This window comes from Shewanella zhuhaiensis (genome assembly GCF_022484835.1).
GTDB lineage: Bacteria > Pseudomonadota > Gammaproteobacteria > Enterobacterales > Shewanellaceae > Shewanella > Shewanella khirikhana.
In genome coordinates this window covers 255,168-269,041 of sequence record NZ_JAKUDL010000003.1, presented here as the reverse complement: position 1 = coordinate 269,041, position 13,874 = coordinate 255,168, and the positions used below count along the sequence as shown (strand labels likewise).

Annotated in this window: 16 protein-coding genes; 5 read left to right on the top strand and 11 right to left on the bottom strand. The window is 54.8% G+C overall.

The features are described from left to right. Positions 1–100: 100 nt before the first annotated feature. From MJ923_RS10800 to rplU, 7 genes are all read right to left on the bottom strand, one after another. Entirely contained in the window at positions 101–505 is a 405-nt protein-coding gene (locus MJ923_RS10800; RefSeq protein ID WP_240591085.1) for a DUF3718 domain-containing protein, read from the bottom strand. Positions 506–590: 85 nt separating this feature from the next. Then, positions 591–1,073, bottom strand: a complete 483-nt coding sequence (folA, locus tag MJ923_RS10795; protein WP_240591084.1) for a type 3 dihydrofolate reductase — start codon at positions 1,071–1,073, stop codon at positions 591–593. A gap of 23 nt (positions 1,074–1,096) precedes the next feature. Continuing rightward, positions 1,097–1,564, bottom strand: coding sequence for a threonine/serine exporter family protein (locus MJ923_RS10790; protein WP_126168009.1), 468 nt, complete (start codon positions 1,562–1,564; stop codon positions 1,097–1,099). Continuing rightward, positions 1,561–2,322 (bottom strand): threonine/serine exporter family protein, encoded by a 762-nt coding sequence (locus MJ923_RS10785; RefSeq protein WP_126168010.1) that lies wholly within the window; start codon positions 2,320–2,322, stop codon positions 1,561–1,563. Before MJ923_RS10785 ends, MJ923_RS10790 begins: the two co-directional genes overlap by 4 nt. Before the next feature lie 20 nt (positions 2,323–2,342). Then, positions 2,343–3,515, bottom strand: coding sequence for an Obg family GTPase CgtA (cgtA, locus tag MJ923_RS10780; protein ID WP_240591083.1), 1,173 nt, complete (start codon positions 3,513–3,515; stop codon positions 2,343–2,345). A 129-nt stretch (positions 3,516–3,644) separates the two neighbouring features. Continuing rightward, positions 3,645–3,899: a 50S ribosomal protein L27 gene (rpmA, locus tag MJ923_RS10775; protein ID WP_037439204.1), complete on the bottom strand. Its 255-nt coding sequence runs from the start codon at positions 3,897–3,899 to the stop codon at positions 3,645–3,647. A 14-nt stretch (positions 3,900–3,913) separates the two neighbouring features. Then, positions 3,914–4,225 carry a 50S ribosomal protein L21 gene (gene rplU, locus MJ923_RS10770; RefSeq protein ID WP_126168012.1) on the bottom strand — a complete coding sequence of 104 codons (312 nt, stop codon included), beginning with the start codon at positions 4,223–4,225 and terminating at the stop codon, positions 3,914–3,916. 283 nt (positions 4,226–4,508) lie between these two features. Here rplU and ispB point away from each other — a divergent pair, with 283 nt between their 5' ends. Further along, positions 4,509–5,480 carry an octaprenyl diphosphate synthase gene (gene ispB / locus MJ923_RS10765; protein WP_240591082.1) on the top strand — a complete coding sequence of 324 codons (972 nt, stop codon included), beginning with the start codon at positions 4,509–4,511 and terminating at the stop codon, positions 5,478–5,480. A 110-nt stretch (positions 5,481–5,590) separates the two neighbouring features. On the opposite strand, the gene ung is transcribed toward ispB, so the two are convergent. Beyond that, positions 5,591–6,256, bottom strand: a complete 666-nt coding sequence (gene ung / locus MJ923_RS10760) for a uracil-DNA glycosylase (RefSeq protein WP_240591081.1) — start codon at positions 6,254–6,256, stop codon at positions 5,591–5,593. Positions 6,257–6,432: 176 nt separating this feature from the next. On the opposite strand from ung, the gene MJ923_RS10755 reads away from it, so the two are divergent. Continuing rightward, complete coding sequence (locus MJ923_RS10755; RefSeq protein WP_240591080.1) at positions 6,433–6,753, top strand: DUF3144 domain-containing protein; 321 nt, start codon at positions 6,433–6,435, stop codon at positions 6,751–6,753. A 63-nt stretch (positions 6,754–6,816) separates the two neighbouring features. Here the strand turns inward: MJ923_RS10755 and MJ923_RS10750 are convergent, their stop codons facing one another. Both MJ923_RS10750 and MJ923_RS10745 read right to left on the bottom strand, forming a co-directional pair. After that, positions 6,817–7,443 carry a LysE family translocator gene (locus MJ923_RS10750; RefSeq protein WP_240591079.1) on the bottom strand — a complete coding sequence of 209 codons (627 nt, stop codon included), beginning with the start codon at positions 7,441–7,443 and terminating at the stop codon, positions 6,817–6,819. A gap of 37 nt (positions 7,444–7,480) precedes the next feature. Next, the gene (locus MJ923_RS10745) at positions 7,481–8,986 is read right to left on the bottom strand and encodes a S10 family peptidase (protein WP_240591078.1); all 1,506 of its coding nucleotides are present in this window, start codon (positions 8,984–8,986) and stop codon (positions 7,481–7,483) included. A gap of 247 nt (positions 8,987–9,233) precedes the next feature. Between MJ923_RS10745 and MJ923_RS10740 the strand changes: the two genes are divergently transcribed. From MJ923_RS10740 to MJ923_RS10730, 3 genes are all read left to right on the top strand, one after another. Next, complete coding sequence (locus MJ923_RS10740) at positions 9,234–10,661, top strand: sigma-54 interaction domain-containing protein (RefSeq protein ID WP_240591077.1); 1,428 nt, start codon at positions 9,234–9,236, stop codon at positions 10,659–10,661. Positions 10,662–10,926: 265 nt separating this feature from the next. Next, positions 10,927–12,381: a cytochrome c oxidase accessory protein CcoG gene (ccoG, locus tag MJ923_RS10735; RefSeq protein WP_240591276.1), complete on the top strand. Its 1,455-nt coding sequence runs from the start codon at positions 10,927–10,929 to the stop codon at positions 12,379–12,381. 114 nt (positions 12,382–12,495) lie between these two features. Next, positions 12,496–13,038: a thioredoxin family protein gene (locus MJ923_RS10730; RefSeq protein WP_126168020.1), complete on the top strand. Its 543-nt coding sequence runs from the start codon at positions 12,496–12,498 to the stop codon at positions 13,036–13,038. A 58-nt stretch (positions 13,039–13,096) separates the two neighbouring features. Here MJ923_RS10730 and MJ923_RS10725 read toward each other — a convergent pair whose 3' ends face one another. Next, on the bottom strand, positions 13,097–13,825 hold the full coding sequence (locus MJ923_RS10725; RefSeq protein WP_240591076.1) for a phosphoadenylyl-sulfate reductase: 729 nt from the start codon (positions 13,823–13,825) through the stop codon (positions 13,097–13,099). Positions 13,826–13,874: the final 49 nt, after the last annotated feature.

Sequence of the window (13,874 nt, the reverse complement as noted above, 5' to 3'; positions counted from 1 at the left end):
AAATCCTGAGTCAAAGTTACCCACACTAAATTCGAGGTACAAAAAAAACCGGGAAAACCCGGCCTTTTCGATACTGCGGTTCACACATACTGAGCGGCGATCAATCTTCCTCGCCACCACCGCCTGAGAGACGGTCTTTGATTGCGGCTGTAATAGGGCTGCCACCATGACCATTGGCTTCTGCCCAAGCCACGATTGTCATGCCATCGCCTTCAGTCGCACCAAGCTCGCTTGCGGACAAACGCTTGGCAATGAATTCACCCACGTCGTTGGCACCGGCTCCCATTGCGGTGCGCAGCAGACTGGTACCATCACAGCTTATGCCAGCATAGATGTTACGCAGTTTAACGCGGCTTTCCTTGAGCTTTTTACGAAGACGGTTTTTGTCGTTCGCTTTCACGTAATCACAAATACTGGCCACCAATGGATCGGTATTTGCCTTGGCTTGTGTGGGAATAAAAGAAGCAGCTATCACAGCTGCAAGGGCCAGGGGCAACACACGCATCTGATACTCCTTGGTTTGTTATTTTATTTATGTATAAAACCGATAAATCGGCTTTACCTGTAGGGTACATACAAGCACAGCTAATTTAACACTTTTTTACCAAGGTGATAAAGCGATATTCCAGCCCTTTGGCTGATACATGTTGAGTAGTTTCAATCGCTTCCCATGAACCATCATCCCAATCGGGGAAATGGGTATCGCCTTCGACATCCAGTGCTATCTCGGTTAAATATAGCTTATCTGCGCGTGGAAGCAGGGTTTTATAGAGCTGACCACCACCAATTACGACCAGTTCTTCACAATCACCGGCCAGGGCCATGGCCTCTTCGAAGGAAGAGACCAGACTAATACCTTCGTGGGGGTAATCGGTCTGACGGGAAATCACGATATTGTGGCGCCCGGGTAAGGGGCGACCGATGGATTCGAAAGTCTTGCGTCCCATGACCACCGGCTTGCCCAGGGTCATGGCTTTGAAATGTTTCAAATCTTCCGGCAGATGCCAGGGCATCTGATTGTCTTTGCCAATCACACGGTTATTGGCCATCGCGGCAATCATGGCGATACGCATCTAAGTTCCCTCTTTGTTTGTGGTTATATGACGGGACGGGTACGGTAATACAGCAAGCTAGGCAGCGCCAATCCAACCGACAGGGCGCCAAGAATAAACACGGTTTTCAGACCATTACTGATAACGGCGCCGGTTAGCTCTGGGCTCACCTGCGACTGGGCTGTGAGTTGCACCAAAGCAATCACGGTATTAAATGCGTAGGTGCCCGGGATCATCGGGATAATCGCCGCTACCGCATACAGCAGCGGTGGCGCCAGATGACGCTTGGCAAACCCTATGGTGATCATGCCAACCAGAGCGGCGGCAGCAAAGGTCGCCCATTCAATGGGCAATCCAAAGTGCAGAATCAGGGTACGGAAACTGTGCCCCAAAGCACCTGCCAGCGCGCAGTATGGCAAAAACCGCTTCGGCACGTTGAACACCATGGCAAAGCCCACGGCCGGAATGGCGGAGAAGAAGGCATCATTGAGCAGGGTCAGCAAAAGATTCACAGAAATTTGCCCCCCAGTTGCATGGCAATGGTAATGCCAATCACCGAGGCTACCGTCAGCAAGGTGGCATGCCCCCAACGGGAAATCCCCACGTTCATATGGCCTTTTACCATGTCAGAAATGGCATTGATCATCGGAAAGCCCGGCACCAGCATCAGCACACTGGCGGCCATGGCAAGCTCAGGGGTCTTGGTGAGCGGGCACTCATACCCAAGCTGCGCCACCGCTGTGGTCACAAAAGCTGTCAGAGAAAACACCACCAGAGGGTTGAAGTGGCGCTTGGCTAAAAACAGCCGCGCCGCCATGCCAATTGCCGCCGCCAGGAAGGTTATGGCAGAGGCCATCCAGTCACCGCCAAACAGGTGGCAAAAGCTGGCACAGGAAAGACCAATCATGGGAATAACCAGCATGGCTGGATAGGTTTTGGGGGCGATGCGGGCGAGGCGTTTACGCACCTCGTTGGGGCCGTAAAGGCCTTTTTCTGCCAGCAGGCAGATACGCTGCAACTCGCACACCACACGCATGTTAATGCCATGCTCGCGAATGCGGCGGGTAGTGGTGATACAGCGGCCGTGAACCAGGCTGGTGAGCACCAGCGAGTTGGAAGAGATGGAAAGTTCAATGCTCCCAAGCCCGAGGGCCCGGCCGAGGCGCTGGCTGATCTCTTCCACCAGATCAGACTCGGCGCCGTAGGCCAGCAGGAGCTGCGCAACGCGCACCACCTGCCGGGTTATGTCATTCTGGGTATCTGCGTACACAGCAATCCCCGATTGAAGGCTTATCTCTGGTAAATGACTTCCACGTCGTAGTCGTCATCGTCGAAATCATCATCGTCGTCATCCGAATCATCGAAATCCGGGTTCAGATCGTCAAGCTGAGCCTTGTGGTAGTTGTCCCACTTGAACTCCACTTCCTTATCAGGATCGGCGCTGGCCGCTTCATCCGGCAGACTCTTGATGAAGTCGTACAGCTTCTCGCTGAGCGCCTTGGTGCCTTCGCGGGTTGCAGCAGACATGGTGTACACATCGCCTTCCCAGCCAAGCTCAGCCACAATGGCATCCACACGTTCCTGCAGCTCTTCTTCCAGCAGCAGGTCGGTTTTGTTAAAAACCAACCAACGTGGCTTGGCAGCCAGCTCAGGTGAGTATTTTTCAAGCTCAGCCAGAATAGCACGGGCGCTTTCCGCCGGACTTGAGCCATCAATTGGCTCGATATCCAGGATGTGCAGCAGTACGCGGCAACGCTCCAGGTGCTTCAGGAAGCGAATACCCAGACCGGCACCTTCGGCGGCACCTTCAATCAAACCAGGGATGTCGGCAACCACAAAGCTTTGACCGGGACGCGGATTCACCACACCCAGGTTTGGCACCAGGGTAGTAAAGGGGTAATCGGCAACTTTAGGTGTTGCGCGGGACACGGCGCGGATAAAGGTTGATTTACCGGCGTTTGGCATACCCAGCAAACCTACGTCAGCCAGCAGCAACAGCTCAAGACGCAGCTCACGCACTTCACCCTTGGTACCCAAGGTCTTTTGACGTGGGGCGCGGTTCACACTGCTCTTAAAGCGGGTGTTACCCAAGCCATGGAAACCACCTTTGGCAACCAACAGCTTTTGACCGATTTCAGTCAGGTCGCCCAGCACTTCGTCTGTGTCTATGTCCACAGCGCGGGTACCCACAGGCACGCGCAGGTAAAGATCTTCGCCGCCTTTACCGGTACAGTCGCGACCGCGGCCGTTCTCGCCACGCTCGGCCAGGTAAAAGCGCTCGAAGCGATAATCAATCAGGGTGTTGAGGCTGGCGTCAGCGACCAGATACACACTGCCACCATCACCACCGTCGCCCCCATCGGGACCACCGTCGGGAATATATTTTTCGCGGCGGAAACTTACGCAACCGCTGCCACCGTCACCGGCCTGAACCTTGATGACCGCCTCGTCGACGAACTTCATATCAACTCCTCACCACAGAATAGGGCAATTATACCGCCTGCAGCGTGGCAGACCAAAACTCTCTATAGCCCCAGACAAAACAAAAGCCCCACCAAAGGCGGGGCTTAATCAGCATAGCTGTTACGAAGCTTATTCTTCGATGCTAACGAACTTGCGGTTGTTAGGACCTTTAACTTCGAACTTCACCTTGCCGTCAGTCAGAGCGAACAGGGTATGGTCACGACCAATACCTACGTTCACACCGGCGTGGAACTTGGTACCACGCTGACGAACAATGATGTTACCAGCCAGAACTGATTCGCCGCCGAAGCGCTTTACACCAAGGCGTTTGCTTTCTGAATCGCGGCCGTTACGAGTAGAACCGCCAGCTTTTTTGTGTGCCATGAGTCAGACTCCTATTAAGCGTTGATAGCAGTGATTTTAACTTCGGTGAACCACTGACGGTGGCCCATCTTCTTCTCGTGGTGCTTACGACGACGGAACTTCTGGATAGTTACCTTTTCGCCGCGGCCGTGAGCAACAACAGTAGCAACTACCTTGCCGCCTTCAACCAGTGGAGCACCCACTTTCACGTTTTCGCCATCAGCAACCAACAGAACCTGATCGAACTCGATGGTTTCACCGGTAGCAACTTCAATTTTTTCCAAACGTACAGTATGGCCTTCAGCAACACGGTGCTGCTTGCCGCCACTTTGAAAAACAGCGTACATAGCTATTTTACTCCGAAAATTTCTGACGCCTCGGCCCTGAGTCCCTCGGGATAGGGGCGATTCGCCACAAAAAACTTTAATGACAATGGGCGCGGAGTTTACGCGAAGAATGCCCAGCTGACAAGCCCTAATTAGCAAAGTTTAAAAAAAGATCCGCATAACTCCCACATTGACCGGGCAACTGCTGCCTTCTGCAATATTTTTAGGTAAGATCGCGTCTAATATAACACTTATGCCTAAAACAGGGCCTGATTATACCCTGCCCTGAACACCAGAGTCTGCTATGGATTTGAATGCGATTCGACAGCTGGCCGACGCCGACATGCAGGCGGTCAATCAGCTGATCTACAAACAACTGGAATCCGACGTTGCCCTGATTAACCAGCTGGGCTTCTATATTATTAATGGTGGCGGCAAGCGCCTGCGGCCATTACTGTCGGTACTGGCGGCCCGCGCCGTGAACTATGAAGGCGAAGGTCACCTTAAACTCGCTGCCATTATTGAGTTCATCCATACTGCTTCTTTACTGCACGATGATGTAGTGGACGAATCCACCCTGCGCCGCGGCCGTGAAACCGCCAACGCCCTGTTTGGTAACAGCGCCAGCGTTCTGGTGGGTGACTTCCTTTATACCCGTTCATTCCAGATGATGACTGAGCTTGGCAGCATGAAGGTGCTGCAGGTGCTGGCCGATGCCACCAACGTGCTGGCCGAAGGCGAAGTATTGCAGTTGATGAACTGCAACGACCCGGACACCACCGAAGAAAGCTACATGCGGGTTATCTACTGCAAAACCGCCAAGCTGTTTGAAGCGGCTACCCGTCTGGCTGCGGTACTGGCAGGCAGTGACGAAAAGGTTGAAGAAGCCCTGGCCGATTACGGCAAATTCCTGGGCACCGCTTTCCAGTTGATTGATGACCTGCTGGATTACACCAGCGATGCCGAAGAGCTTGGTAAAAACATTGGTGATGATTTGGCCGAAGGCAAGCCAACCCTGCCACTGATTTATGCCATCAGTAACGGTAACGAGCACGAGCGCGGCCTTATCCGCACCGCCATCGAAAAGGCTGACGGCACAGGCGCCATTGAGGAGATCCTCGCTGCCCTGCACCGCTGTGGCGCCCTGGACTATACCCGCAGACGCGCCGAGGAAGAGGCTGATAAGGCCATCGCGGCCCTGAGCGTACTGCCGGAAGGCGACTTTAAGACAGCGCTTGAGTCGCTGGCCAAAATCGCAGTCTCTCGCAGCAACTGATAGTCCGCAGCAACTGATAGTCCGCAGCAACTGATTGCGCACTTCACTCAATAAAAAACCTCGCATCTGCGAGGTTTTTTATTGTCATCAATTCCGTCACGTTTGAGCGGCTATAAACGCCAATCGATAGGCTCGCCACCCTGAGCTTTGAGCAACTCATTGATTTTCGAGAAGTGGCCGCAACCGAAAAAGCCGCGATAAGCCGACAGGGGTGATGGATGCACCCCGGACAGCACCTGATGCTGAGGCGCAGTTATGCCCTTGCCCTTTTTAATCGCGTGACTGCCCCAAAGCACAAAAATGATTGGCGTCTCTTTTTCATTCAAAAGCTTAAGCGCTGCCGAAGTAAAGGTTTCCCAGCCCGCCTTGGCGTGGGAGTGCGCCTTGCCCTCCTCCACGGTCAGCACGGTATTGAGCATCAGCACCCCTTGTTTCGCCCAGGGCAGCAAATAGCCGTGGGAGGGCGTTTCAAAGCCGGGAATATCGGTGCAAAGCTCTTTATACATGTTTACCAGCGATGGCGGCGGCTTAACTCCAGGCTTCACCGAAAAGCACAGTCCATGGGCCTGACCGGCACCGTGATAAGGGTCCTGGCCAATCAGCACTACCCTTACTTTATCCAGAGGCGTGTGCTCAAACGCAGCAAATACTTCCTCTTCAGGAGGATAAATGGTTTTGCCACTTTGGCGCTCAGCGGCCACGAAGTCGATGAGGGTCTTGAAGTAGGGCTTATCAGATTCGGCGGCAATAAAGTCCTGCCAGCTTGCAATGGCCATGGGGCATCCGGGTCAAAATTCAAAGGCTGCAGTGTACCCCATAGTCGCCGCCAAATCAGCCGCAGTTGCCTGCCGGCCTGATGAGAGCCGATGCAGATCCCAATCAGGGCCGAAGGCAGTGGTCAGCAAAGCCGGATCATGTAGAATCAGCAAAGATGAAAATACAGGACCCGACTATGTCTGAGACGAATACCAACCTGTTTGAACTTGCCGATAAATTTATTTCACTGGCCAATGAGCTCAGCGCCGCCGAGGGCGATGTGGGTAAAGTAGGTACCGCATTGCGATTTGCGGCCGCGCGCTTCAACGCCTTCGAGGCCGCCATCAAATCAGCCGATCTGCAGACAGAAAAGGCCAATGCCCTCAAGTGGTTCAGTGATGATTATCAGGACATGCTGAACGACAATCTCGACGACCATATTGCCAATCCGCCAGTGGTCGCCACCCCGGAAGCCGAGCCTGCTATTGATAACGCCGTGCAGACCTTTAAGCTCTGAGCGCCGTTTTTTATCCAGCAAAAAGGCCGCATCATGCGGCCTTTTTCATGCGCGGCTAACTCGTCAAATCCCCTGCCACAGGGTCCAGATCACCCGCAGGCCAAGCAGGATTAAAATTGCTCCCGACAGCTTGTCGATAATCCCCGCCTGCTCACGCAATTTGGGCAACAATCTTGGATGCGACAGCATCAGCGCCACCAGGGTGTACCACAGACCATCTACCACCAGTGGCGTCAGCACGATAATCGCCTTACCCTCCAGTGTGGATGAGGCCATCACAAACTGGCTGAACAGCGCCAGAAAGAACAGCAAAATCTTGGGGTTAAACAGCGAAATGGCAATGCCATCCCGGGCAGCTTCACTCAGGGTAGAGACCTTGCCCGCCGCCAGCTTCTCCTCCATACCGCCTTTTGAATTAAGCGCGCCCCAACCCATCCACATCAGGTACAGGGCACCAATCAGCGCAATGCCATTGAACAGCAGCGGCGCCTCTTTCATGGCCAGCGCCAGCCCCAGCAGGGTAATAAGTGCGTACACCCCAATGCCGAGGGCATGGGGCCAGGCGCAGGCAATACCGGCACCGCGGCCGCCGCCCAGGGTGTGGCGCACCACCATCGCCAGACTCGGTCCCGGCGACATGGCCCCCAAACAACACACGGCCAGCAGGGCCAGCCAAACACTGAAACTCATCTTTCCCCCAAAACTTGTTTCTTAATCGACGCGGCTATTACTTTTTGCCTTCTTTATAAAACTGGCGCAGATCCCGGGCCAATGCCTCGAGGGATGCCGGCTCAATATACATCATGTGCCCGGCCTCATAGTAGGTCATGGTTACGCCATCGGCGGAAATACCATTGTCAGCAAAAGTGTTTTCAGTGGCGAAAAAAGGCGTGGCAAAGTCAAAGTAACCATTGGCGACAAATACCCGCAGATCGCTGTTTTCCCGCTGCGCCTTGCCAAGCAGAGGCGCCACATTGACGTTGCTGGCCGCGCCGCCATTGCCCATCTGCCAGTTCCAAGTACGATTCACATCAACAGATAACACATTGAAAGGCCGTTTGATTTTCACGCCGAGCTCACCAAACAAATATTCGTGAATGGCAGCTGTGTAGGCGGCATCGATGCCGTAGCCGGATGGGTCGTTATCGGTTCGCTCGCCGCCATCGTCATAGTCTCGGCCGGTGTAGCGGCTGTCGAGCCTGCCCACGGTTTGGCTGCGATCACGCAGCAGCTCCTTGGTATAGCGGCTGCCGGACACCCGCAGGTTCACCCGCTGCAAATACTCGCTCGAAAGGCCAGTAAAGCGCGCCAGCTGTTTGAGCACGGCATCATATTGGTCTTTGTCCAGACGATTCCCAAGCAGCAGCGCCGTGGCATAGTCACCCAGAGCAAACTGGCGCGAGGCCTCTACAAAGGCGGCCAGGCCCATGCTGCGGTCGGTCTCACTCACCTTATTGTGGTAGAAGGCCGTGGCCGCCATAGTCGGCAAAAATCCAATATAGGGTTGATTGTTGCCGTTTTGGAAACGGGAGTGACTGAAATCCAGCACAGATGAAATCAGCATCACACCATTAACGGCAATATCGGTCCAGCCGCCCTGCAGCTCATCCAACAGCGCCACTGCGCGGGTGGTGCCATAGCTTTCGCCGGCCAGATACTTGGGGCTGTTCCAGCGGCCATTTTCGGTAAGCCATATGCGAATGAATTCCGCCAGAGATTCGGCATCTTCACGCACACCCCAGAAGTCTTTGCCCTGACTCTCCCCCAAAGCGCGGGAGAAGCCTGTGCCCACGGGGTCGATAAACACCAGATCTGATACGTCCAGCAGGGAATACTGGTTATCCACCAAGGTAAAAGGGGCGGCGCCATCATCACGGGCATCACCGGGTACCACCACCCGCTTGGGGCCAAAGATCCCAAGATGCAACCACAAAGAGGCTGAACCTGGGCCGCCGTTAAACACAAAGGTAACCGGCCGCGCTTTGGGAGACTTCACATCGGTGCGGAAATAACTCACTGAAAAGATTGAGGCGATATCCTTGTCTTTGTCGTTTTGCAGCACGGTTTCCCCGGCCACCACCTTATAGGCCATGCGCTGGCCACCCACATCGGCGCGATGTTCGGTGGTAAAGCTCTGAGGCGTTGCGGCATTGTTTGCGGGCGCTTTATCGTCGGCGGCCAAGGCCAATCCCGGCAGGCACAGCCCCAGCAGCAAGGGAAGCAGTCGTTTCATGGTGTCATTCCTGTAGTTATTTTAGAGACAGGGTTAAGGCGATTTCCGGCAACAAAAAAGCCAAAACAGCAAGAGTACAAATTGCGTCTGCCTCAGGCAAAAGGACAATTGCAAGCAAATGCTTTCTCGTTGCCTGGCAAAAGTGCGATTAAGTCACGATATTTGGTGACTTATCACAGCAGAAGCATGACGCCCAGCGCTCCCAGCCCTATAATGCCCTCAATACCACCGCCACCCGGAAACGCCCATGGCCAAACAGGAAAGCTTTTTGCCGGAAAATCGTCTGCTGCTGGATGCAGTCAGCGAAGGTATCTATGGTTTTGATTTGGATGGGAATGCCGTATTTATCAATCCCGCGGCCGAACGCATGACCGGCTGGCAGGCACAGGAACTGCTCGGTAAAACCATCCATAACTTCCACCACCACAGCCATGAAGATGGCAGCCACTATCCCCAGGAAGACTGCCCCATCTATCAAACATTGAAAGACGGCAAGGCCCGGGAAATCAGTAATGAAGTGTTCTGGCGCAAGGATGGCAGCAGCTTTCCGGTGCACTACAGCTCAACCCCGGTGTGGCAGAATGGTAAGCTCAAGGGCGTAGTCGCGATATTTCGCGATATTAGTTTACAAAGGCAAACCGAGCAGTCACTGCGCCAGGCGCTCGAGCAGGTGCAGGCGCTGTCAGAGCAGCTGGCATCGGAAAACTCACTGCTGCAGGCCGAGCTTGAGGACAAGCGCGGTCCCTCACAAATCACCGGCAGCAGCGAGTGCATTCAAAATCTGCAAAAACAAATCCGTCTGGTGGCCAACACCGGCAGTACTGTGCTCATTCAGGGCGAGAACGGCACAGGCAAGGAGCTGGTTGCCCGCGAGCTTCATCAGCTCAGCAGTCGCCGCGACAAACCGATGATCTCGGTAAACTGCGCCGCCTTCTCGGCGTCACTGCTCGAAAGCGAGTTGTTCGGCCATGAAAAAGGTGCCTTTACCGGCGCCAGCAGCCGTCGCAAGGGCCGCTTCGAGCTGGCCCACCGTGGCACCTTGTTTTTGGATGAAGTGGCCGAGCTTAGTCTGGAGGCGCAGTCCAAGCTGCTGCGGGTTATTCAGGAGCAGGAGTTTGAACGCCTCGGCGGCAGCGAACGCATCAAGGTGGATATTCGCCTGATTGCCGCCAGTCACCATGATTTGCAAAAACGGGTCGAACAGGGGCTATTCCGGATGGATCTTTTCTACCGCCTGAATGTGTTTCCGCTGCGGGTTCCACCGCTGCGCCAACGCACCGAGGATATTCCCGAGCTGGTGCAGCAGCTGCTCAAAGGCCTGTCGCAAAAGCTTGGCAAGCCCCTTGCCGGAGTCGACAGCGCCAGCCTTAAGCGGCTGCAACAGTACAATTGGCCCGGCAATGTGCGTGAGCTGCAAAACCTGCTGGAGCGGGAAGCAATTCTGAGCCGCGAACCTATCCTCAAGGTCAGCTCCATCCCTGGCAGCAGTAATATGCCAACGGCGGGAAACACCCTGGCCGAAGTGGAAGCAAGCCACATTCGCGCGACCCTGGATGCCTGTCACTGGCGGATCTCGGGGCCATCCGGCGCCGCAGCAGCCCTGGGGCTGCCCCCAAGCACCCTGCGTTCACGGATGCAAAAGCTTAAGATCCATCGCCCCGGGTTGGGTCAATAACAAGAAGCCTGCCGATTCCCCCCATCTGAGCCAACAAACAAATGCAAAGTGCAGCTCAATGCCAGTAAAAGTCACGATATATCGCAATATAACGATATATCGTGACCCCATAGTGCCACCTAAAGACATCATCCATTTACAATCAATGAGTTAGCGCAACACTCGACTGGCACAACTCTTGCCATTAACGCCTTGTGTGAGTCATTCAGGAACAACCAAGGTGCAACAAAGCAATCAATCTCAGGGAAGCATTCCCGTCACTTTTATCCCATCCGCAGACCAAGAGCCTTCAGCAGCAAGAGAGCCTTCAGCCGCAAAAGAGCCTTCAGCGAAAAGAGAGCCTTCAGCAATACAGCCTTCAACTGGCCATAAACCCTCCCCAAAAACGGCGGCCAAAAGCAGTGGCAAAATTCAGTTTCGAAGCCAGTCAGGGCTGTTTCAGCGCTGGCGCACTGCCTCAGGTGCAGGCCTGATTGTGCTGTTTTTTCTGCTGCCCTTTATCAGCTGGCACGGCCGCCAGGCCATCTGGTTTGATTTGAGCAATCAGCAGTTTTACTTCTTTGGCACCAGTCTGTGGCCCCAGGATTTTACCCTGCTGGCCTGGGTGTTTATTGCCGCCGCCTTTGGTCTGTTTTTCGTGACTCTGTTTTGGGGCCGGGTCTGGTGCGGCTTCTTATGCCCACAAACCCAGTGGACCTTTATGTTTGCCTGGGTCGAAGAGAAGTTTGAAGGCAGCCGCAATCAACGCATCAAGCTCGACAAGGCGCCCTGGAGCCGGGAAAAACTCGCCAAACGTGTTGGGAAGCACAGCAGTTGGCTACTGATGTCACTGCTGACCGGCTGCGGCTTTATCGCCTATTTTGTACCGGCGCGGGAGCTTTACCCGGCCATCTTCAGCTTCAATGCCGGATTCTGGGACACCGCCTGGGTGTGGTTTTTTGCTATTTGTACCTACCTCAACGCTGGGTGGATGCGCGAGCAAATGTGCCTGCATTGCTGCCCCTACGCCCGGTTTCAGTCGGCCATGTTTGATGAGTTCACCAAAACAGTAACTTACGATGCAGCCCGGGGCGAAAGCCGGGGGCCACGCAAGCGTAAGGCCGCCACCGACCTTGGCGACTGCGTCGACTGCAATCTGTGCGTTGAGGTGTGCCCCACCGGCATCGATATTCGCAATGGCCTGCAGTATGAGTGCATTAACTGCGGCGCCTGTGTCGATGCCTGTAATCAGACCATGGCCAATTTTGGCTACAAACCCGACCTTATCGCCTTCACCAGTGAGGCCGAGCTTAAGGGGCAAACGCCGCCATTGTGGCAGCGCAAACGTTTTATCGGCTATGGCCTGGCACTGGTGGTTATCCTCACCACCATGGGGCTGGATATGGCAAGCCGCAGCGCTATCGAACTCAATGTGCTGCGTGACCGCCAAAGCCTCTATCGTCAAACCGGCACCGGCGGCCTCGAAAATACTTACCTTTTGAAAATCCGCAACAAAACCCAGCAGCCACGGGAATACAGCATCACGGTGGTAAGCCCAATGCCGCTGGCAGTTTCGGCGAGTTTTGTCAGCATTGGGCCCGGCGAGCAAATTGAGCTGCCGTTGACGCTGACGGCGACTGGCACCTTTCCAGACAGTCGCAGCAAGCTTGTATTCAGGGTGAGCGATAACGGGGATGACTCAGAAACTGTCCGACAGGAATCGGTGTTCTTCGCCCCATAACGGCGCAATTCGGGGTGTGCGCCAGGTCAAAGGGCGGCCGTACAGTCGGCCGCTTTCACCTTGGCTTAAGGGCGCTTCTTTATGCTGAAGGGGTGATTGCATAAGGAATAACCGATGATCCTCACTCTCAGCACCCTGATGACCCTGCTTCTTGTTACCGCCGTGGTGGCGCTGATCATTGCCCGCAGCAAGGGCAAACCCATACCGCTGGCGGTCATACCCGTGATTGGCCTGATGGCGCTGATGGTGGGCTCGGCCACCTATTTTGTGCATAGAGCCAGCGATCAGCAGGATTACCGTGAACTGCTGTGGCAGCCGCTGGCGGTGGATAAAATCCCCATGCTGGTTCAGGGCGGCTATACCGTATTTGTCGATTTGCACTCTGACTGGTGCATGGCCTGCCAGACCAATCGGGTTGGCGTGCTGCATCGCCCCGAGGTAGTCAGCACCCTGCTGTCAGGCAAGGTGGTACTGATGCAAGCCAACTGGAGCCAGGAAGCCGAACGTATCGCGCCTTATTACGGCAATGTCGCCGCGCCGGGCGCCCCCTTTAATAAGGTCTACGGCCCGTCGCTGCCAAAGGGCAGAATTCTGCCAGGCGAGCTTAGCGAAAAAGACGTGATAACCGCTATCCATGCCGCCAAGGGCCATGGCTGACAATTGAGTTCCCCATAAAAAACGCCGGCGATTGCCGGCGTTTTTGTTTGCATCTCCCTTAGATTTCGTAGTGCAGACCACACTCGCGCTTCATGCCATTGAAGCGGGTATCTTCTTCACTCATGCCCAGCTCCAGCGGTTTGGTGGAGTGGGTATCGCCCACAGACACATAGCCCTGCTCCCACAGCGGGTGGTAAGGCAGTCCGAACTTGGTCAGGTATTCATGCACATCCTTGTTGCTCCACTCAATAATCGGCAGCAATTTAAAACGCTTACCGTGAATGGCAAGGATAGGCAGCGCTTCACGGGTCGAGGCCTGAGTGCGACGCAGGCCGGCAAACCAGGTACCCACGTCAAGCTCTTCCAGTGCCCGCTGCATAGGCTCAACCTTGTTGATACGGTTGTAGCGCTCCAGGCCGTCCAGCCCCTGCTCCCACAGCTTACCGAAGCGGGCTTCCTGCCAGGCGGCAGTCAGCGGCGAGCGGTACACCTGCAGATTCAGTTTTAAACGCTCGGTCAGCTCATCGATAAAGCGGTAAGTCTCGGGGAACAAATACCCGGTATCGGTTAGCACCACAGGCACATCGCTTTTTACCTGGGTCACCAAATGCAGCATCACTGCCGCCTGGATACCAAAACTGGAACTTAAAATATGCTCGCCGGGTAATTCACGCAGCGCAAATTCTACCCGCTCTGTAGGCGTGGCCTTAGCCAGCTGTAGATTGATGTCCTCAAGCGCGGCCGCTTGCTCGGCTGCGTCCAGACTGAGTAAATCGTGATAATTCATGCTTATCTCCAAGGGTTCTGGCGACGCTTCACGTCTTGGCACAGGCCAA

Bases quoted from the DNA above. Each gene is read 5' to 3' on its own strand.
- MJ923_RS10800 (WP_240591085.1), bottom strand. From the start codon at position 505: ATGCGTGTGTTGCCCCTGGCCCTTGCAGCTGTGATAGCTGCTTCTTTT.
- folA (WP_240591084.1), bottom strand. From the start codon at position 1,073: ATGCGTATCGCCATGATTGCCGCGATGGCCAATAACCGTGTGATTGGC.
- cgtA (WP_240591083.1), bottom strand. From the start codon at position 3,515: ATGAAGTTCGTCGACGAGGCGGTCATCAAGGTTCAGGCCGGTGACGGT.
- rpmA (WP_037439204.1), bottom strand. From the start codon at position 3,899: ATGGCACACAAAAAAGCTGGCGGTTCTACTCGTAACGGCCGCGATTCA.
- rplU (WP_126168012.1), bottom strand. From the start codon at position 4,225: ATGTACGCTGTTTTTCAAAGTGGCGGCAAGCAGCACCGTGTTGCTGAA.
- ispB (WP_240591082.1), top strand. From the start codon at position 4,509: ATGGATTTGAATGCGATTCGACAGCTGGCCGACGCCGACATGCAGGCG.
- ung (WP_240591081.1), bottom strand. From the start codon at position 6,256: ATGGCCATTGCAAGCTGGCAGGACTTTATTGCCGCCGAATCTGATAAG.
- MJ923_RS10755 (WP_240591080.1), top strand. From the start codon at position 6,433: ATGTCTGAGACGAATACCAACCTGTTTGAACTTGCCGATAAATTTATT.
- MJ923_RS10750 (WP_240591079.1), bottom strand. From the start codon at position 7,443: ATGAGTTTCAGTGTTTGGCTGGCCCTGCTGGCCGTGTGTTGTTTGGGG.
- MJ923_RS10745 (WP_240591078.1), bottom strand. From the start codon at position 8,986: ATGAAACGACTGCTTCCCTTGCTGCTGGGGCTGTGCCTGCCGGGATTG.
- MJ923_RS10740 (WP_240591077.1), top strand. From the start codon at position 9,234: ATGGCCAAACAGGAAAGCTTTTTGCCGGAAAATCGTCTGCTGCTGGAT.
- MJ923_RS10730 (WP_126168020.1), top strand. From the start codon at position 12,496: ATGATCCTCACTCTCAGCACCCTGATGACCCTGCTTCTTGTTACCGCC.
- MJ923_RS10725 (WP_240591076.1), bottom strand. From the start codon at position 13,825: ATGAATTATCACGATTTACTCAGTCTGGACGCAGCCGAGCAAGCGGCC.